General features: G+C 66.7%; 14 protein-coding genes. 13 read left to right on the top strand and 1 reads right to left on the bottom strand.

From position 1 onward, the window contains the following. Positions 1-24: 24 nt before the first annotated feature. The 9 genes from QSJ34_RS10705 to QSJ34_RS10665 all read left to right on the top strand — a co-directional run bounded on the left by QSJ34_RS10705 (position 25) and on the right by QSJ34_RS10665 (position 12,136). A complete protein-coding gene (locus QSJ34_RS10705; protein WP_285574985.1) occupies positions 25-579 on the top strand; it encodes an SPOR domain-containing protein in 555 nt (184 codons plus the stop codon). A gap of 438 nt (positions 580-1,017) precedes the next feature. Next, positions 1,018-2,475 (top strand): 4-hydroxyphenylacetate 3-hydroxylase family protein, encoded by a 1,458-nt coding sequence (locus tag QSJ34_RS10700; protein ID WP_285574983.1) that lies wholly within the window; start codon positions 1,018-1,020, stop codon positions 2,473-2,475. Between the two features lie 85 nt (positions 2,476-2,560). Further along, positions 2,561-3,874 carry an acetyl-CoA hydrolase/transferase family protein gene (locus tag QSJ34_RS10695; protein WP_285574981.1) on the top strand — a complete coding sequence of 438 codons (1,314 nt, stop codon included), beginning with the start codon at positions 2,561-2,563 and terminating at the stop codon, positions 3,872-3,874. Between the two features lies 1 nt (position 3,875). After that, positions 3,876-4,991 (top strand): 4-hydroxybutyrate dehydrogenase, encoded by a 1,116-nt coding sequence (locus QSJ34_RS10690; RefSeq protein ID WP_285574979.1) that lies wholly within the window; start codon positions 3,876-3,878, stop codon positions 4,989-4,991. Between the two features lie 29 nt (positions 4,992-5,020). Continuing rightward, entirely contained in the window at positions 5,021-6,376 is a 1,356-nt protein-coding gene (locus QSJ34_RS10685) for an aldehyde dehydrogenase family protein (protein ID WP_285574977.1), read from the top strand. Positions 6,377-6,459: 83 nt separating this feature from the next. Next, the gene (locus QSJ34_RS10680) at positions 6,460-8,274 is read left to right on the top strand and encodes an acyl-CoA dehydrogenase (RefSeq protein WP_285574974.1); all 1,815 of its coding nucleotides are present in this window, start codon (positions 6,460-6,462) and stop codon (positions 8,272-8,274) included. A 21-nt stretch (positions 8,275-8,295) separates the two neighbouring features. Then, on the top strand, positions 8,296-10,353 hold the full coding sequence (locus tag QSJ34_RS10675) for a (Fe-S)-binding protein (RefSeq protein ID WP_285574972.1): 2,058 nt from the start codon (positions 8,296-8,298) through the stop codon (positions 10,351-10,353). Between the two features lie 23 nt (positions 10,354-10,376). Further along, positions 10,377-11,165 carry an electron transfer flavoprotein subunit beta/FixA family protein gene (locus QSJ34_RS10670; RefSeq protein WP_285574970.1) on the top strand — a complete coding sequence of 263 codons (789 nt, stop codon included), beginning with the start codon at positions 10,377-10,379 and terminating at the stop codon, positions 11,163-11,165. Beyond that, positions 11,165-12,136 carry an electron transfer flavoprotein subunit alpha/FixB family protein gene (locus QSJ34_RS10665; RefSeq protein ID WP_285574968.1) on the top strand — a complete coding sequence of 324 codons (972 nt, stop codon included), beginning with the start codon at positions 11,165-11,167 and terminating at the stop codon, positions 12,134-12,136. The genes QSJ34_RS10670 and QSJ34_RS10665 overlap by 1 nt, the downstream gene beginning before the upstream one ends. An 85-nt stretch (positions 12,137-12,221) precedes the next feature. Here QSJ34_RS10665 and QSJ34_RS10660 read toward each other — a convergent pair whose 3' ends face one another. Further along, positions 12,222-13,706 carry an NFACT RNA binding domain-containing protein gene (locus tag QSJ34_RS10660; protein WP_285574965.1) on the bottom strand — a complete coding sequence of 495 codons (1,485 nt, stop codon included), beginning with the start codon at positions 13,704-13,706 and terminating at the stop codon, positions 12,222-12,224. A 164-nt stretch (positions 13,707-13,870) separates the two neighbouring features. Between QSJ34_RS10660 and QSJ34_RS10655 the strand changes: the two genes are divergently transcribed. The 4 genes from QSJ34_RS10655 to QSJ34_RS10640 all read left to right on the top strand — a co-directional run bounded on the left by QSJ34_RS10655 (position 13,871) and on the right by QSJ34_RS10640 (position 19,169). Then, positions 13,871-15,328, top strand: coding sequence for a GGDEF domain-containing response regulator (locus tag QSJ34_RS10655; protein ID WP_285574962.1), 1,458 nt, complete (start codon positions 13,871-13,873; stop codon positions 15,326-15,328). Between the two features lie 96 nt (positions 15,329-15,424). Continuing rightward, on the top strand, positions 15,425-17,206 hold the full coding sequence (locus QSJ34_RS10650; protein WP_285574959.1) for a DUF2339 domain-containing protein: 1,782 nt from the start codon (positions 15,425-15,427) through the stop codon (positions 17,204-17,206). Beyond that, a complete protein-coding gene (locus QSJ34_RS10645; RefSeq protein WP_285574957.1) occupies positions 17,203-18,417 on the top strand; it encodes a hypothetical protein in 1,215 nt (404 codons plus the stop codon). Before QSJ34_RS10650 ends, QSJ34_RS10645 begins: the two co-directional genes overlap by 4 nt. Next, positions 18,414-19,169 carry a hypothetical protein gene (locus QSJ34_RS10640; RefSeq protein ID WP_285574954.1) on the top strand — a complete coding sequence of 252 codons (756 nt, stop codon included), beginning with the start codon at positions 18,414-18,416 and terminating at the stop codon, positions 19,167-19,169. The genes QSJ34_RS10645 and QSJ34_RS10640 overlap by 4 nt, the downstream gene beginning before the upstream one ends. Positions 19,170-19,177 lie beyond the last annotated feature (8 nt).

Here is a 19,177-nt window from a genome sequence, read left to right as displayed (position 1 = left end):
AGGGCGCGGCACAGGAGGTGCCGCGTGAGCCAGCGCGACCAGATCAGCATCGGCAGCCAGTCCATCCTGTGGGTGGCAGGCGTGGGCGTGGGCCTGCTCACCCTCGCCTTCGTGCTGGGCGTGCAGGTGGGCAAGCAGAGCGCGGCCCTGCGCCGGCCCGTGCAGAAGGGCGTGGAAGACGAATTGAAGGAGCTGCCCGAACCCCTGGTGGACCAGCTCAAGATCTTCGAAGGCGACGGCCCCGACAAGCTCGTGCCCACCCCCAAGGTCGACGCCACCGCGCCCAAGGAAGAGCCCAAGTCCGAGGCGAAGCCCGAGACCAAGGCCACCGACAAGCCCGCCGACAAATCCACTCAGACCGAGGCCTGGACCCTGCAGCTGCTCTCCACCGCCGATGCCGCCGAAGCCAAGAAGACCGCCGAGAAGGCCAAGGCCGCGGGCTTCGCCACGACGACGACGAAGGAGAAGGGCCAGCTCAAGGTGCGCCTGGCCAAGTCCGCCGATCGCGCGGCCGTGGACAAGACCGCCGAGAAGCTGAAGAAGGCTGGGTTCAAGCCCTTCGCCGTGAAGGCGGAGTAGACCGGGCACCCCACAAAATGGGCCACATCGAGCCCTGATGCGGGTATCCAAGGCCATCCACGATGCGCCGCCCCGATACCTTCATTCACGATGGATTGGTAATCTACGGTGATCTTCGACACAACCAATTCGGGATAACAACCTCCGAAAATCCGATCCGTGAACCTCGAAAGGCCCGCCATCACTGGGTTCTGAATTAGCTACAGGAACAGGAATTCAGAATTTCCACCTTCGCGATGGAGACGAATTTCGTTGACGCACCGCGAGGCCTGGTTCTTATACTTTACCGATCGGTAATGATTTACCGATTTGTCTTCTCGATCCATCAACGCCGGATTGAAGAAGCATGGAAGGCAAGCCGGGCGCAGATGAGGCCCGGTGAGGAGCGGTCTGCATTGTCTTTCATTGAAAAATCCGGCCCTTTCACGTGGTGCTGACATGAACAAAGACCAATACATCGCAAGCATCCGCAAGCTGAACCTGAAGGTTTACCTCTTCGGCGAGCTGATCGAGAACCCGGTCGACCACCCCATGATCCGCCCCTCCCTGAACTCCGTGGCCATGACCTACGAGCTGGCCGAGCAGGAAGAGCACAAGGACCTGATGACGGCGACGTCGCACCTCACGGGCAAGACCGTGAACCGCTTCTGCCACCTGCACCAGAGCACCGAAGACCTGGTGAAGAAGGTGAAGATGCAGCGCCTGCTGGGCCAGAAGACGGCCTCCTGCTTCCAGCGCTGCGTGGGCATGGATGCATTCAACGCCATCTTCTCCACCACCTTCGAGATCGACGCCAAGTGCGGCACCGAGTACCACAAGCGCTTCACGGAATACATGAAGTTCGTCCAGGAGAACGACCTGACGGTGGACGGCGCCATGACCGATCCCAAGGGTGATCGGTCTCTCGCTCCCTCCAAGCAGGAGGACCCGGACATGTACCTCCACATCGTGGAGGAGCGTGCCGACGGCATCGTCGTGCGCGGCGCCAAGGCCCACCAAACCGGCGCCCTGAATTCCCACGAACACCTCATCATGCCCACCCAGGCCATGAAGGAAGAGGACAAGGCCTACGCCGTGTCCTTCGCCGTGCCCTCGGATGCCGAAGGCGTCTTCATGATCTACGGCCGCCAATCCTGCGATACGCGCAAGATGGAAGAAGGCGCCGACATCGATGTGGGCAACTCCGAGTTCGGCGGCCATGAGGCGCTGGTGATCTTCGAGGATGTCTTCGTGCCCTGGAACCGCGTCTTCCTCTGCAAGGAGTGGGAGTTCGCCGGGATGATGGTGGAGCGCTTCGCGGGCTACCATCGGCAGTCCTACGGCGGCTGCAAGACGGGTGTGGGTGACGTGCTCATCGGCGCCGCCGCCCTGGCCGCGGACTACAACGGCGCGGCGAAGGCGAACCACATCAAGGACAAGCTCATCGAGATGACCCATCTCAACGAGACCCTTTATGCCTGCGGCATCGCCTGCTCCGCCGAGGGTTGCAAGACCAAGGCCGGCAACTACCAGATCGACAACCTGCTGGCGAACGTCTGCAAGCAGAACGTCACGCGCTTCCCCTACGAGATCGCCCGCCTCGCCGAGGACATCGCCGGCGGCATCATGGTGACCATGCCCTCCGAGGCGGACTACCGCGACAAGAAGGTGGGCCCCTTCGTGAAGAAGTATCTCAAGGGTGTCGCGGGCGTGGGCACCGCGAACCGCATGCGCGTCCTGCGGCTCATCGAGAACCTCACGTTGGGAACGGCGGCCGTGGGCTACCGCACGGAATCCATGCACGGCGCCGGGTCGCCTCAGGCCCAGCGCATCATGATCGCCCGTCAATCGAACCTCGAGCTCAAGAAGCTCCTGGCCAAGAAAATCGCAAAGGTGAACGAAAGCGAGAACAAGTAGGCCTCAACCAGGCCGTCACGAAAGGCCGCGCGGCGAAGGCCCCGGCTGAAGGCAGGCTGCCCTTTCCGGGGCGGAAGGAGAAGTCATGGATTGGCAAAGGATCTACCGGGAGAAACTGACCACCGCGGAAGCCGCCGTTCGGGTCATCAAGAGCGGTGACCGGGTCGTGGTGGGCCACGCCGCAGGCGCCCCCCAGGAACTCCTGAAGGCCCTGGTGGCCCAGAAGGATCGGTTCCACAAGGTGGAGATGGTCCACATGCTCTGCCTGGGCGATGGAGGCTACCTCGACGAGGGCCTGGAGGAGCACTTCCGCTTCAACGGCATCTTCCTGGGCAGCAACAACCGGAAAGCCGTGGAGGAGGGACGCGGCGACTACACGCCCTGCTACTTCCACGAGTTCCCAGGCCTCTTCAGGAAACAGCTGCCGGTGTCCGTGGCCGCCATCCAGGTGACCCGGCCCGACGCCAACGGCTTCTGCAGCTTCGGCGTGTCCTGCGACTACACCAAGCCCGCCGCGGACCGGGCCAAGATCGTCATCGCCGAGGCCAACGACCGCATGCCCTTCATCGGCGGCGACAACCTCATCCATGTCTCCAAGCTCACCCACATCGTCGAGACGTCCAACCCCATCCTTGAACTGCCCCTGCCCAAGATCGGCGAAACAGAAAGGCGGCTGGGCGAGTACTGCGCCACCCTCATCGAGGACGGCTCGACCCTCCAGCTGGGCATCGGCGCCATTCCCGATGCCGTCCTGATGTTCCTCAAGGACAAGAAGGATCTGGGCATCCATTCCGAGATGTTCTCGGATGGCCTCATCGACCTGGTGGAACTGGGCGTCGTGAACGGCAGCCGCAAGTCCATCCACAAGGGCGAACTGGTGTCGACCTTCCTCATGGGCAGCCAACGCCTCTACGACTTCGTGAACCATCACCCGAAGGTCAAGCTCTTCCCCGTGGACTATGTGAACCACCCCACGGTCATCATGCAGAACAACAAGATGGTCTCCATCAACTCCTGCATCGAAGTGGACCTCATGGGTCAGGTGGGTTCGGAATCCATCGGGCTCAGGCAGTTCAGCGGCGTGGGCGGCCAGGTGGACTTCGTTCGCGGCGCCAGCATGGCCCTCGAGGGCAAGTCGATCATCGCGGTGCCCTCCACGGCGGCGGGGGGCAAGGTATCGCGCATCGTGCCCTTCCTCGCCACCGGTGCGGCCGTCTCCACCTCGCGGAACGACGTGGACTACATCGTCACCGAATTCGGCATCGCCCACCTCAAGGGCCGCACGCTCAAGCAGCGCGCCCAGAGCCTCATCAATATCGCGCACCCCTCCTTCAGGGCCGGCCTGCGCGAAGAATTCGATCGCCGTTTCGCACCCGTCCAGTGCGCCGTCGGAGTCTGATATGCAGCTCTTCTCTCTCAAGACCCGGCTCAGCCGCTTCGATACCTTCGCGGCCTTCGCCGAAGCCTTCCAGCTCTCCGAGCGTGACCTGGTCATCACTCACGAGTTCCTTCACGCTCCCTTCATGAAGGCGCTGGACCTGCGCTGCCACGTCGTCATGCAGGAACACTACGGCGCCGGCGAGCCTTCGGATGTGATGATGAACAGCATCCTCGGCGACGTGAAGGGCCTGGTCTTCGACCGCGTGATCGCCGTGGGCGGCGGCACGGTCATCGACATCGCCAAGCTCTTCGTGCTCGAAGGCCTCGAAGACGTCGTGCAGGCCTTCGACCGCACCATCCCCATCGTCAAGGCCAAGCAGCTGGTCATCCTTCCCACCACCTGCGGTACCGGCAGCGAAGTCACCAACCTCTCCATCGCCGAGATCACCTCCAAGCACACCAAGATGGGCCTGGCGGACGACGCCATCCTGGCCGACGACGCCGTGATCATCCCGGAACTGCTCAAGGGCCTGCCCTTCAAGTTCTACACTTACAGCGCCATCGACGCCTTCATCCATGCGGTGGAATCCTACGTTTCGCCGAAGTCCAACCCCTACACCCAGCTCTACGCCAAGGCCGCCGTCGAGCTGATTCTCGATGTGTTCAGCCGCATCGTGGCCGAAGGCCCCGAGTACCGTTTCCAGCGCCTGGAAGACATGCTGATGGCCAGCAACTTCGCGGGCATCGCCTTCGGGAATACGGGCGTGGGCGCCGTGCATGCGCTTTCCTACCCGCTGGGCGGGACCTATCACGTGCCTCACGGCGAGGCGAACTACCAGTTCTTCACGGCCGTCTTCAAGCGCTACCAGGCCAAGCAGCCTCAGGGCCGCATCCAGGAGTTGAACGCCCTGCTGGCGGGCCTCCTCCATTGCGGCCAGGACAGCGTGTACGACCGGCTGGACCTGCTCTTCGGCCAGCTCCTCCAGAAGAACAACCTGCGCTTCTACGGCATGAAGCGCGAAGAAATCGAGACCTTCGCCGACACCGTCATGCAGAAGCAGGGACGGCTGCTGGCCAACAACTACGTCGCGCTGACTCGAGACGAGATCCGCGACATCTACCAATCCCTTTTTTAACCGCATCACCCGCAAAGGAGGATGAATCCATGGAAATCAAGAGCATGGTTGCCAAGGCTCGCAAGGCTCAGGCCATTTTCGAGAAGAATTTCAATCAGGAGCAAGTGGACGAGATCGTGCAGACCGTCGCCCAGGTGGTTTACGACAACGCCGAGATGCTGTCCAAGCTGGCCGTCGAGGAGACGGGCATGGGTACCGTCGAAGACAAGATCGCCAAGTGCCTCGGTAAGTCCACGGGCGTCTGGCATGACCTGAAGGACAAGAAGTCCATGGGCATCCTGCGCGTGGATGAAAAGACGAACCTGGTGGAGATCGGCAAGGCCATCGGCGTGGTGGCGGGCATCACGCCTTCCACCAACCCCGTCGTGACCCCCATGTCCAAGATCATGTTCGCCCTCAAGACCAAGAACGCCATCATCATCGCGCCCCACCCGAGCGCCAAGCAGTGCTCCGGTCTCACCGTGCACCTCATCAACCAGGCCCTGGAGAAGTTCAACCTTCCCGAGGGCCTCGTCCAGGTCATCGAAGATCCCTCCGTGGCGAAGACCCAGGAGCTCATGAAGACCTGCGACGTGGTGGTGGCCACGGGCGGCATGGCCATGGTCAAGTCCGCCTACTCCTCCGGAAAGCCCTCTTTCGGCGTGGGCGCCGGCAACGTCCAGGTCATCCTCGATCGCCAGATCGATTACCAGGATGCCGCCCTCAAGGTGGTCACGGGCCGCAAGTTCGACAACGGCATCATCTGCTCGGGCGAGCAGTCCTTCATCTATCACGAGGATGACCGGGCCGAAGTCTTGGCCGCCTTCGTGGCTCAGGGCGCCTACATCGTGCCGGAATCCGAACGCCAGATGGTGGTGGATGCCATCTTCGAGAACGGCGCCCTGGCGCGCGACACCGTGGGTCAGTCCGTGAATTTCATCGCCGCCAAGGCCGGCATCACCATTCCCGAAGGCATCAAGGTGCTCGTGCTCGAGGCCAAGGGTATTGGCGCGGCCGACATCATCTGCAAAGAAAAGATGTGCCCCGTGCTGGCGGCCTTCAGCTACAAGAACATCGACGAGGCCATCCAGATCGCCACCGCCAACCTGCTGTTGGAAGGCAGCGGCCACACGGCCGGCATTCATTCCAACAACCAGGAGCACATCGCCAAGGCCGGCAGCCGACTCCCCGTTTCCCGCGTCATCGTGAACGCCCCCTGCGCCACCACCGCCGGCGGTTCGGTCGAAGGCGGCCTGGCCTTCACCAACACCCTGGGCTGCGGCAGCTGGGGCGGCAATTCCATCTCCGAGAACTTCACCTACAAGCACCTCCTGAACGTCACGCGCATCGCCTCCATCCCCAAGAAGAAGGGCTCTGCTCCCAAGGCCAAGCCCACCTTCGCCTAGACCGCACGCTTTCACCGAAACCACTCACATCAGGACGCGCCGGTCCCGGCGCGTCCTGATCCCCGGATCCCACGGAGGCCCCCATGGCCCAGATTCTGGCTGACCGCCGCGACATCGACTTCGTCCTCTACGAGCAGTTGAAGGTCGAAGAACTCGCCAAGCACAAGCCCTTCGCCGACTTCAACCGCAAGGCTGTCGATCTCATCGTTTCGGAAGCCAGGAACCTGGCGGTGAAAGAAATCCTCCCCACCCAGGTGGATGGAGACCGCATCGGTGCCCATTTCGCGAACGGCGCCGTCACCATGCCCACCTCCTTCCACAAGGCCTGGAAGGCCCTGGTGGACGGCGAGTGGCTGGCCATGAGCGATGACGCCGAGTGGGGCGGCCAGGGCATGCCCCACACCGTCGCCAGCGCCGCCACGGACTACCTCATGGGCGCCAACTTCGCCTTCATGCTCACCGCGGGCCTCACCCACGGCGCGGGCAAGCTGGTGGAAAAACTGGGCACGGACAAGCAGAAGGAGCTCTACCTCCAGAAGCTCTACAGCGGCGAATGGTGCGGCACCATGCTGCTCACCGAAGCCGAGGCGGGTTCTGACGTGGGTGCCCTGAGCGCCACAGCCACCCCGAATCCGGATGGCACCTACTCCATCACCGGCAACAAGATCTTCATCTCCGCGGGCGAACACGACCTCGTACCCAACATCATCCATCCCGTGCTGGCCCGCATCGAAGGCGCCCCCGCCGGAACCGCCGGCATCTCCATGTTCCTCGTGCCCAAGTTCCGGGTGAACGACGACGGCAGCCTGGGCGAATTCAATGATGTCGTCTGCACGGGCATCGAAGAAAAGATGGGCATCCACGGCAACGCCACCTGCTCCCTCTCCCTGGGCAGCAAGGGGCAGTGCATCGGCACCCTCCTGGGCGAGCCCAACAAGGGCATGCGCGGCATGTTCATGATGATGAACGAGGCCCGCCTCATGGTAGGAAGCGAGGGCCTGGCCTGCGCCAGCACCTCGTACCTCTACGCTGTGAACTACGCGCGCACCCGCGTGCAGAGCCGCCACCTGCTGAAGGGCGCGGACAAGAGCGCCCCCTCGGTGCCCATCATCCAGCACCCCGACGTGCGCCGCATGCTCATGACCATGAAGTGCTACGTCGAAGGCATGCGCAGCCTCGGCTACTTCGTTTCCCACTGCATGGACCGCAACCACGTGGCCACCCAGGCCGAGGAGAAGGCGCGAACCCAGGCCCTCATCGATCTGCTGATTCCCATCGCCAAGGGCTACGTGACCGAGCGTGCCTTCGAGGTCTGCAGCCTGGGCGTCCAGGTCTACGGCGGCTACGGCTACTGCCGCGAGTTCCCGGTCGAGCAGCTCCTGCGCGATGTGCGCATCACCGCCATCTACGAAGGCACCAACGGCATCCAGGCCCTCGATCTCATCGGCCGCAAGCTCAGCCAAAACAATGGCCAGGCCATCCAGGATCTCTTCGCGTCCATGAAGTCGGCCATCTCCAACGCACAGGATCTGGCGCGCACGGCCCCCGTCGCAGCCCGCCTGGCCACGGCCCTGGCCCGCCTGGAGACCGTCACCACGCACATGACCACGACCATGCAGTCCGATCCCATGACGGGTTCGGCCCACGCCTTCACCTTCATGGAAGCGGTGGGCGACATGGTCATGGCCTGGATGCTCCTGTGGCGCGCCAACCTCGCCGCCGCCGCCCTCCAGGCCGGCGCCAAGGAGAAGGACAGCGCCTTCTACGAGGGCCAGATCATGAGCGCCGAGTTCTACACCCGCAACCTGCTGCCCGTGACCCTGGGCCGCATGGAGGCCATCCTCGGCGCCAGCAGCATCGCCAACGACATCCCTGAAGATGCCTTCGGCGGCAAGTAGCGCGGTTCCACGGAGGTCTTCATGGCATTCACGGCTCCTTTTTCACCCGCCTCCGCAACCCTGGCGGGGGTGCCGGCCCGGCTGCTGTTCCTGCTCATCCCCCTGGTGGGCGTGATCTGCTTCACCTGGATGATGGCGCGTCGCATGGCGCCCCTCCTCAAGGCCGCGCCAGATCCCCGCTTCGACAACCTGGGCGCGCGCACCATCCTCGTGCTCAAGGTCTGGCTGGCCCAGTGGCGGCACCCGCGCTACATGCTGGCGGGCGTGCTGCACATCGTCCTCTTCCTGGGCTTTCTGGTGCTGGGCCTGCGCTCCTTCCAGCTCATCTTCCTGGGCTTCATGGAGCGCTTCACCCTGCCGGGCTTCGGCGGTTCCCTGGGCGCCGCCTACAACGTGGCGAAGGACTACGCGGCCACCGCGGTCTTCCTCTCCGTCGTGGTGCTGGCGTATCGCCGCGGCATCGTGCGCCCGGCCCGCTACGCCGTGCCCAAGGAACTTGGCAAGGACCACACGGGCGAAGCCCTGCTGGTGCTGGGCCTGATCGGCACCCTGCTGGTGTCGGAAAGCGCCTTCGAAGGCAGCCTCCTGGCGGCGGGTGCCCACGGCGGCGCCGCTCCGTTCACGCTGGCCTGGGCCTTCCAGCACCTGTTCACCGGGATCTCGATTCCGGCCCTGGCCAAACTCAACCTGGCCAGCTATGCCATCCACGACCTCACCTTTTTCTACTTCCTCTGCCTGCTGCCCATGGGCAAGCACTTCCACGTCATCACGTCCCTGTTCAACGTCGCCTTCATGCGGTTGCGGCCCGGGAATGTGAAGCCCGTACGCCACGGCGTGGACGACAAGGGACTCGACGAATTGAAATCCTTCGGCGTGAAGAAGCTCGAGGATTTCACCTGGAAGCACATCCTGGATTTCTACAGCTGCGCCGACTGTGGCCGCTGTTCGGACCAGTGCCCCGCCAACCGCGTGAAGCGCCCCCTGTCTCCGCGCTTCATCAGCATCAAGGGCCGCGATCACACCTTCAAGCGCTATCCCTTGGGCCAGATCTCCGACGGCCAGTCCGAGCCCCTCATCGGCGGCATCTACAGCGAGGACGAAATCTGGTCCTGCACCACCTGCGGCGCCTGCGAAGCGGAATGTCCCATCGGCATCGAGTACATCGACAAGATCGTGGATCTGCGCCGCGGCATGGTGGATGAGGGCATGGTGCCCCAGTCCCTGCAGAAGCCCCTCAGCGCGCTCGAGAAGCGCGGCAACCCCTGGGGCAAGCTGGAGAAGAAGCGGGCCGACTGGGCCGCCGGCGTGGGCGAAGGCGTCGACGTGAAGCTGCTCGAAAAGGGCGACACCGCCGAAGCGCTCTACTTCGTGGACAGCATGACGTCCTACGACGACCGCATGCAGAAGATCGCCCAGGCCACGGCCCGCATCCTCACCAAGGCCGATATTGATTTCATGGCCCTGGGCAAGGAGGAGAAGGACAGCGGCCACGAGGTGCGGCGCTACGGCGAGGAAATGCTCTTCCAGAGCCTGAAGGAACAGAACACCGAAGCCATCCTCGAATCCCAGGCCAAGCGCATCGTCACCAGCGATCCCCACGCCTACAACGCCCTCAAGAACGACTACGCGGGCCTGCCACCGGTGGAGCACATCAGCGAAGTCATCGCCGCGGGCGTGGAGAGCGGCAAGCTCAAGTTCAACCCCCTGGCCGATACAACGCGCACCTACACCTACCACGACCCCTGCTACCTGGGCCGCCACAACGGCATGTATGAAGCGCCCCGCACGGCCCTCGACGCCATCCCCGGCATCAAGCGGGTGGAAATGGAAGGCGCCTGCCGCGACCGCTCCTTCTGCTGCGGCGGCGGGGGTCTGGGCCTCTTCTTCGAGCCCGAAGAGGAGCAGCGCATGGGCGTGGTGCGCATCAACATGGCCAAGGAGGCCGGCGCCAACGTCATCGTCACCGCCTGCCCCTTCTGCCTCACGAACATGGAAGACGCCATCAAGGTGGCGGGCCTCGAAGGCCAGATGGAAGCCATCGACCTCTGCGAACTGGTCGACGGACAACTGCAGCACTGATTCATCCCCATCGGAGGACATGTATGGAAATTCTCGTCTGTGTGAAACGCGTTCCCGATTCGGCGGAGAACGAGATCAGCGTGGCGTCCGGAGGGGCTGACATCAGCCGCGAGGACCTGGTCTACGCCGTGAACGAGTGGGACAACTACGCCGTGGAAGAGGCCATCCAGATCGTGGAGCGCGAAGGCGGCTCCGTGACCGTGGTCGCCCTGGGCGACTCGGACACCGAGGAAGTGGTGCGCCGGGAAATGGCCATGGGCGCCGAAGCCGGCCTCATGCTGGTGGACGATGCCTTCGCCGGTTCGGACGGCCTGGGCGTGGCCACCATCCTCAAGGCCGCCGCCGAAAAGAAGAGCTACGACCTCATCCTCACGGGGGCCCAGGCCGATGACGGCGCGGCCCAGGTGGGCGGCATGCTGGCGGCCCTTCTGGATCGTCCCTACGCCTCCCTGGTCAACAAGGTCGAAGTGAACGGCCCGACCCTGCGCATCGGCCGCGAGATCGAGGGCGGCAGTCAGGAACTCAGCGACATCGACCTGCCCTGCGTGCTGTCCATCCAGACCGGCATCAACGAGCCGCGCTACGTGGGCCTGCGCGGCATCCGCAAGGTGGCTTCGGTGGAAATCCCCGTTCTCGACGGCGCCGCCCTGGGCGTCGATGCGGCGGCGGTGGGTCAGGCCGCGGCCAAGGTGCGGCGCGTGGATTACTTCGTGCCCGCCGTGGGCGCCGGCGCCGACATGCTGACGGGCAGCACCAAGGAAGTGGCCGCCCAGCTGGTGGATCTGCTCAAGGCCAAGGGAGGGCTCAACTAATGGCTGCCAACGTCTTTGCACTCATCGCCCACGCCGCGGGCAAGGCCGATGATTCCGCACTGGAACTGCTCAGCGCCGCCAAGAGCCTCTTTCCCGAGGCTGCTCCCACGGCCCTCGTGCTGGGTTCTGGCCCTGGCCTGAAGGCCGTGGCCCAGGAAGTGGCCGCCTCCTTCCCCGAAGTCTGGTCCTTCGATCAGGAGACCCTGGCCTATCCCAATGCGGAACTCATCCGCCCCCTTCTCGTGAAGGTTCTGCCCGCCGGATCCATCGTGATCCTGCCCCACAGCACCCTGGGCATCGACCTGGGCCCCGGCCTCTCCGTGAAGCTGGGCGCCGCCTACCTGCCCGACGTGGTGGGTTTCGACGGCGTCGAGGGCACGCAGCTCAAGGTGGTGCGCCAGGAATTCGCGGGGCAGGTATCCGCTCACGTCCAGGGCGATGTATCCAAGGGCGCCGTCGTCACCGTGCGCTCGGGTGCCTTCGCGCCCGCGAGCCCTTCGGCTGTCGGCACGGTGATCGACAAGTCTCCTGAAGCCGCGGGCCTCAGCGCCCGCCGCCGCTTCGTGGAGGTGGTGCAGGCCGAAGCGGGCGACGTGGACATCACCCGCGAAGAGGTGCTGGTGGCCGTGGGCCGCGGCATCGGCGAGCAGGACAACCTGTCGCTGGTGGATGACCTGGCCGAAGCTATGGGCGCCACCGTGTGCTGCTCGCGTCCCATCGTGGACGCCAAGTGGCTGGAGAAGGGCCGCCAGGTGGGCACCTCGGGCCAGACCGTCAAACCCAAGATCTACCTGGCTCTGGGCATCAGCGGCGCCTTCCAGCATCTGGGCGGCCTCAAGGGCAGCCCCTTCATCGTGGCCGTGAACAAGAACCCCAAGGCCCCCATCTTCCAGGCTGCCCAGGTGGGCGTCGTCGCCGACCTCGTGGAACTGCTGCCCGAACTCACCGAGCAGATCCAGAAGGCCCGGTAGAAAGACTCGATTCCTCCTCCGACCCGGAATCGAGGCCAGGGCCCGGCTTTCGCCGGGCCCTGGTGTTATCTGTGGCTTTTTTTGTTCAGGGCTTGGGATACACCCGAACGCCGATCCATTTTTTGAGGATCACCTTGCCCGGCGCGAAGCCCCTGGGTTTGCTGATGTCCGCGATACGGGCGAGGTGGACTTCGACCTTGCCGCCGTCCCGGGCCTTGCTGTGGTAGGCGGCCAGCTCGGCGGCGCGCTCGATTACGTGGCGCGGCAGCTCGCTCAGCTTGTCGGGGTTGCGGATCACGACATGGCTGCCGGGCACGCTGGCCACGTGCAGCCAGAAATCCAGGTTGTCGGCGACCTTGAAGGTGAGCTGATCGTTCTCGGCGTCGCCCTTGCCGATGAGCACCTCGAAGCCATCCACCATGACGCTGCGGAAGGCCGTGCCCTTGCCGTCCTTGCGCTTTCCTTCGCCTGCATTCATCCGCTTCGTCCCCTTGTCGCCCGATGTGATCTTCGAGGCGGCCTTGCCCTTCGCCTGCCCCTTCGCCAGTCCATTCGGTTGTCTCGCGGCGGGAGGCTCGGGCGCAAGGCCTTCGGCCTCTAGCGCGGCCCGGGCCTCCCAGGCGGCCCGCTCGCGCCGGAGCTCGGCCTCCAGTTCGGAGACCCGCGCCAGACCCCGCTCCGCCTTCTTGGCGGCCGCGAACCAGTCCTGCACGGCCGCCTCGGCCGAGCTGCCCTCGGGAAGCGCCAGCGCGCTGCCATCCAGCAGGACCACCTGCCGGGTCGCGCCCTTCAGGCGGTAGAGCTCCGCCGAAATCCGGCGGGCCTGATCCTTCAGCGGGAGCTGGGCCTCGTGCTTGGCGCGGTCCCGCGCCAGGGCCTGGGCCAGCCGATCCAGGCGCGCCGATTCGGCCTGGCGCCTGCGCGCGGCGGCAGCCTGGGCGGGCCCGAGGATCAGGGTTTCGGCCCGGCCCTCGGACCAGGCTTGATGCCGCGCCAGCAGATCGCCCTCACCCTCCAGCACCTCGGGTTCCTCGCCCGCGAGGGCGGCTTCCAAGCGGTCTCCCCAGCGCTCACGCCAGCGCTGCAGCGGAGGTGGATCCGCCGCGGGCTGGGGCGCTGCGGCGGGAAAGGGCGAACCCAGCCCCAGGCGCGGCACCTGGGTATCCAGGCCATCCACGCGCAGGCCCGGCCGTCCGGGAATGGCCTGGTAGGCGAGGCGCAGCGTCTCCAGCCGTCCGGTGATCGCCCGCCGCTGGAACACGAGGCCCAGCCACCGCTCGCGGGGATCGCCTTCCACCGCTCTCAGCCGCGCACCCTGAAACCAGGGGCCCCAAAGCCTGGCGCTGTCCTTGGCGGCCTCGGCCTGAAGGCGCTTCCAGGCGGGATGTTCGGTGCCGAGCAGCCAGAGTTCGGGCTTGGGCTGCAAGAGCAGCACCCAGCCTTCCGCGCGCTTCCGGCCCGCCCAGCGCAGGCCCAGGGCCCGGCCCGAGGCCCAGACCGCCTCCAGGGGCAGGTCTCCCCGTTCCCTCAGCCAGGCCCGGGAAAGCGCGAGCAGCAGCGGCGCGTCCACGGCTACCCCTCCGACCGCATTTGATCTCCGTCTCTTGTCATTTTCCGGCCCCAGTAGTCATCATGATGCGAACGCATAACCCCAGCATCCCATGGGTGAGTGTTCCACCCGAGAGGCCGCCCGATCTCATGTTGAGATCCGCCCGTCTCGATACCTGAGAACCTATGACGAATGTTGCACCGAAGGGTCCCCGATCACTCCAGGTCCTCCTGGTGGATGACAACCCCATCCAGCTGAGCCTGCTGCGGCACCTCTTCCAGCGGCACGGCCACATGACCATCGAGGCCCGCAACGGCGCCGAAGCCCTCATCGTCCTGGCCACCGAATTCCCCGATGTGGTGGTGAGCGACTGCGTCATGCCCCTGCTCGACGGCTACCAGTTCTGCCGCCTCCTGAAAGACGACCGGGCCACCCGCCATCTGCCCGTGCTTCTCCTCACCGCCCAGGGCACGGGCCTCGCGCGGTTCTGGGCCAAGACCTGCGGGGCGGACCGCTTCCTCGTGAAGGGCCGCGACCTCGATCACGTGGTGGAAGTGGCGGAGGCCCTCGCGGAACAGTCCCCCCGACCCCGCACCGCCCACGCGATTCCCAAGCTGGCCCAGGAGAACTTCGGCGTAGACGCCATCCAGCGGCGCCTGGCCCAGGCCCTGGAGCAGCGCCTCGTGGAGACCGCGCTGCGGGATTCCATCGCGCGCCTCTACACGTCCGATCACGACACACCCCACCTGATCCAGGGCTTCGTCGAGATCCTGCAGGAGCTCGTCCTACCCGGCGCCATCATCGTGGCCTACCTGGGCGAAGAGGGCCTCTGGTGCCACGGCGTGCACGGCTCCTCCTCCAGCACCGAAGACCGCCAGGCCCTCGAAAAGGCCGTGGCCGAGCAGGGCCTCTTCCAGCCCCCCATGAACTGCCACTGGCACCCCGCATCTGACGACGACGAGCGCCGCCGCAGCCTGCGGGACCCCGTGCTGCGCGTCTTCTCGGCCACCACACCGGGCTATCCCGCCGTGGGTTCGCTGGCCTTCCTCACGGAGCGCCGCTCCGCCGAGGACTTCGAGCGCCTCTTCGAAATCGCCGCCGAGGAACTGGGCCGCCTGCTCTGCCTCGAGGATTCCCGCCTGCGCCTCTACCACCAGGCCATCCGCGATCCGCTCACGGGCCTCTACAACCGCCGCCACATCTTCGACATGCTCGAGATGGAGCTGGACCAGTGCACTCGGTTTGGACAGGGACTGTCCATCATGTTGATGGACCTGGACCACTTCAAGGCCGTCAACGATCGCTTCGGCCACGCCACCGGCGACCAGGTGCTGAGCGTCATGGCGCAGCGCATGGCCTTCGGGCTGCGCAAGGTGGACCAGTTGGGCCGCATCGGCGGCGAGGAGTTCCTGGCCTACTGCCCCCAGACCGATCTGGAAGGCGCCCGGTCCCTGGCGGACCGCCTCCGCGAGCAGGTGATGCGGGACTCCGTGCCGGGCCTGCCGCCCCAGGACCGCATGACCCTGAGCATCGGCCTCGCCACCTGGGAAGGCGGCGAGGATACCGCCGAGCGCATGATCTCGCGCGCCGACGCCGCCCTCTACCAGGCCAAGGCCGAGGGCCGGAACCGCGTCGCGGGCTGACCCGGCGGGAGGCCTGAATCAGGGGCTTAGACCGGGGGCCTTGACAGGCTTCGGGACGGGGCTGCATGATTCCATACGCTTCCGTATGGAGTTTTCATGGAACCCCAAGCTCCGCAGGGACCCGTCGATCCCCAGGATCTGACCGCGCGCGTGGCGCGGCTGGAGGCCCAAGTCGCCTGGCTGCTCCAGCAGCAAACCCCGGCTCAGGTATCGGCTCAGGTATCGGCCCAGGCTGCCGCGCCAGCTCAAATTCCGGCCCGGGTCCAGCCTCCAACGGCCACACCCGCCCGTCCGAAGGCGCCCCCCGCGCCTCTGAAGCAGATCTCGCCCGTCGTGTGGATCGCGGGCATCGGCGCCTCGATCTTCCTGCTCGGCGCCCTCTTCTTCTTCCGCTGGGCCATCCAGCAGGGCTGGGTGGGCGCGGAGCTCCGCTTCATCCTCGGCCTCCTCGTGGGCGGCGGCATCTCGGCCTTCGCCGCGAAAACCCTCCAGGGCCGCAGCCGCGCCCTCGGCGTGGCCCTCCTGCTGGCGGGCCTCGGCACCCTGCAGTTCGCCTTCCGCGCCGGCACGATGGAATACCACTTCTACGCCGCGCCCATCGGGCTGGCGGCCACGGCCCTCGTCACCCTGCTGGCGGGCGCGCTGGCCGCGCGGGTCCGCAGCGGCGGAGCCCTCGTCGTGGCGCTGGTCTCGGGCCTGGCCGCACCCCTCGTCTTCAGTCAGGGCGGCCATCACGAGGTGGCCCTGGCCACCTACCTGGCCGTGCTCATGGCCGCCACGCTGGCCGTGCCCTACCTCGCCCGCACGGGCGGCGCCTGGCACGGCGCGCGGTGGGTGGCCCTCGCCGGCACCTGGCTGCTGCTCCTGCCCGCCTGCACCGACGTGCTCAAGGCGGACGCCACCCCGTTGGCCGCGCTGCTCCTGCTCCACCTGATCCTCGCGGGCCTCTGGGCCTGGCTGCCGGGCACCGAGGAGACCCCCGGAACGCCGACGGTGCTGTGGCTGGTGGCCTCGATCCTCGCCACCACGTACGCCTGGATGATCTGGAAGCGCCTGGACCTGAGCCCCGAGGCCTTCGCCCTGCCCGTCATCGCCGTGGCGGCCCTGAACCTGGGCCTGGTGCAGCCCCTGCGGAGGCGCATGGCGGGCCGCCGCGCGGACTGGGGCCTGCTGGCCCTGGCCGCCGGACACCTGGCCCTCGCCGTGCCCGTGGCCCTCGCCTGGGCCTGGGTGGGGCCGCTCTGGGGCGCCTTCGCCCTGGGCCTCGCCTGGGTTTCGCTGAAAGCCGAGGACAGCCACTTCGCCGAGGAGGCCTCGGCCCTGCGCTGGCTCGCGGCGGCCCTGGCCCTGCTGACCACCCTGCGCTGGGCCTTCCACGGCTTCGACAGCTTCTCCTTCAACGACGCCTCCCTGACGCCCTTCCTCAACGCCTCCTTCGCCGAAGGTGCCCTCGCCTCGGTCGCGTGGTGGCTGCTGACGCGACGGAGTGGCCCGCTTTCCCTGCTGTCCTTCCTCGCCCTCGAACTCACGGCCAACCTGAGCCTCGCCTTCGAGGCGGCGCGCCTCGTTCATCACCTCCAGACACCGGCGCACCTGGGCTACGGGCCCAGCCGGGCCGCGTCCATCACCCTGACCCTCGTCTGGGCGCTCTCGGGCGCCTGCCAGTGGATGCTCGGGCTCGGTGGGCGCGACGCGGCCCGTCGCGCGCTGATGATCGCGGGCTACGTCTGGATGGGTGCGGCCAGCTTCAAGCTCATCGCGCTCGATCTGGATCACGCGGACACGCCGCTGCGGGCCCTCGCCTTCCTCGGCGTGGGCGGCATCGGCATGGCCGCGGCCATCCTCGCGAACCGCAAGAAGGCCGGAGAACCCTCATGAAGCGCGCCGCCTGCCTCCTGCTCCTGCTCCTCGCCTGCACCCGGGAGGACCGCGCCTCCCTGCAGCGCCGCCCCATCTCTCCCTCTCCCGCGCCCACCAGCGGATGGGCGCGGCTGCCCCTGGACGCCGCCTCCCAGCGGCTTCTGAAGGGCGCCTGGATCGGCGACGCCACGGGTCGGAGCATCCCCTTCCTCGAGGCTCGCGAAGGTTTGTGGGCCTCGCGGGCGCTGCCCCTGGAGAACCTGCTCCTCGGCAAGGATGCGGAGGGCCGGCCCACGGCGGAGTTCACACTGAAGCTGCCCGAGGGTTGGCAGGTGGGTGAGCGCGAAACGCTGCGGCTCGATCTGGACCTCGACGGGCACGCCCCTTGGGTTGCGCAGGTGAAGGCCGAACGCCAGCGCGAGGGCGGAGGCTTCATCGCCTATGATCCCGTCGCGCCCCTGCACCTCTACGATCTGTCTCCTTCAGGCAGCCGGCGCGGCCTGGACCTGCCCTGGGACGGGCAGCGCTACCGTCTCACGCTCATCGCCTCCCAGGGCGAGGCCCCACGCCTTCGCAGCCTCTCCGTCCGCGCTGAGACGCGGCCCGAGGCCCTGGAGGCGGAGCTGGCCCTGGAGGGCGCCTTCGCCCCCGAACCCGGCCAGCCGGGGACCTGGCGGCTGAGGCTTCCCGACACCGAACGGATCGTTGGCCTGGAGCTGACGCTGGCCCCGCCCGCCGCGCCGCTGCGGCCCGAGATCCGCATCGGAGAGAGCCCCGCCGACGCGCTCACCTGGTCCTGCAGCGACCTCGTCTGGAACCTGCCCGCCCTCGGCACGCGCGCCACCCGCATCGCCCTCGCGCCCGTGCAGGCGGGCACGCTCACCATCAGCCTGCCCGAAGGCGCCACCCCCCTGAGCCTGCGGGCGCTCGTGCGGCGCCAGACCCTGCTCTTCCCCGCGGAAGCCGGCCAGGCCTACGCCCTCCACCTCGGCGGCGAGGCCAAGCCCGCCCCCGGCAGCCTCGGTGCGTTGCCCTCGCTGCGCAGCCTCGCCTCCAGCGCCCCCCTCAGCCTCGGCGCGGCGGAACCGGACGCACAGGGCCTGCCCCACCGTGAAGGCGCCGACCAGCGCGCCCGGCCCTGGATGCCCTGGATCGCGGGGCTCGCCCTGCTCGTGCTCGGAACGGCCGCCTGGCGCTTGTTCAAGGCCGGAGAAGGATCCGCTTCTTGAAGCCCGGGATCGTCCTGATCCTCGCCCTCCTGGGCCTGGGCTGTCGCTCTCCCCTGACCCAGGTCGCGTTGCGGAAAGGCGAGCCCGCCCTGGGTTTGACGGTGGACGTGGAGGACCACAGCCGTCGGTTGTCCCACCTGTGGAGCGCCACCGGGGAGGCCGATTCCCCCGCGGCGCGCCGGGCTGCGCTGGAGCGGCACCGGCAAGCCTTCGAGGCCGAGCTGCGCACCGAAGCCACCTCGCGCGGGCTGCGCCTCGATCCAGCCGCCCCTCTCCAATTGCACCTGACCCTCACCAGCCTCGGGGAGGTGAGGACCAAGTACATCGCCTGGGGCATCCTCAGCGGCGTGGCCTGGGGCGTCGGCACGGGCCTGCTCGTCCACAACACCCGGCTGGCCGTCGGGCTCGGCCTCTACGAGTTCGTGGAGGAAAGCGCCTTCTGGATCGGCGGCTCCATGCTCATGGGGCGCTGGTCCTCGCCCGCCGTGGTGGAAGCGCGCCTCTGTTCGCCAGGTTCCGACAAACCCCTCTGGGAGGAGACCTACCACGTGCTGTGGGCCCGTCGGGAACTTGCGGCCCTTCCCCGTGAGGAACAGGGCCGACGTGAGCAGCAGCTGCAGGCCTCGCTCCGCAAGATCCGGTCAAACCTCTTCGAGGATCTGGAGCGCATCCCGGATTTCCCCCACGGCCGCACGACACCTGCGCCGACATCAGCCTTGGCGCCAACCTTGGCATCGGGCGCCACACCCTAAGGCCTTCT

It is taken from the genome of Geothrix limicola (assembly GCF_030268085.1).
GTDB lineage: Bacteria > Acidobacteriota > Holophagae > Holophagales > Holophagaceae > Geothrix > Geothrix limicola.
The sequence above is the reverse complement of the archived record's forward strand: the minus strand, read 5'-3'. Positions and strand labels throughout refer to the sequence as shown.

Bases quoted from the DNA above. Each gene is read 5' to 3' on its own strand.
- QSJ34_RS10675 (WP_285574972.1), top strand. From the start codon at position 8,296: ATGGCATTCACGGCTCCTTTTTCACCCGCCTCCGCAACCCTGGCGGGG.
- QSJ34_RS10700 (WP_285574983.1), top strand. From the start codon at position 1,018: ATGAACAAAGACCAATACATCGCAAGCATCCGCAAGCTGAACCTGAAG.
- QSJ34_RS10690 (WP_285574979.1), top strand. From the start codon at position 3,876: ATGCAGCTCTTCTCTCTCAAGACCCGGCTCAGCCGCTTCGATACCTTC.
- QSJ34_RS10695 (WP_285574981.1), top strand. From the start codon at position 2,561: ATGGATTGGCAAAGGATCTACCGGGAGAAACTGACCACCGCGGAAGCC.
- QSJ34_RS10645 (WP_285574957.1), top strand. From the start codon at position 17,203: ATGAAGCGCGCCGCCTGCCTCCTGCTCCTGCTCCTCGCCTGCACCCGG.
- QSJ34_RS10680 (WP_285574974.1), top strand. From the start codon at position 6,460: ATGGCCCAGATTCTGGCTGACCGCCGCGACATCGACTTCGTCCTCTAC.
- QSJ34_RS10655 (WP_285574962.1), top strand. From the start codon at position 13,871: ATGACGAATGTTGCACCGAAGGGTCCCCGATCACTCCAGGTCCTCCTG.
- QSJ34_RS10670 (WP_285574970.1), top strand. From the start codon at position 10,377: ATGGAAATTCTCGTCTGTGTGAAACGCGTTCCCGATTCGGCGGAGAAC.
- QSJ34_RS10665 (WP_285574968.1), top strand. From the start codon at position 11,165: ATGGCTGCCAACGTCTTTGCACTCATCGCCCACGCCGCGGGCAAGGCC.
- QSJ34_RS10685 (WP_285574977.1), top strand. From the start codon at position 5,021: ATGGAAATCAAGAGCATGGTTGCCAAGGCTCGCAAGGCTCAGGCCATT.
- QSJ34_RS10650 (WP_285574959.1), top strand. From the start codon at position 15,425: ATGGAACCCCAAGCTCCGCAGGGACCCGTCGATCCCCAGGATCTGACC.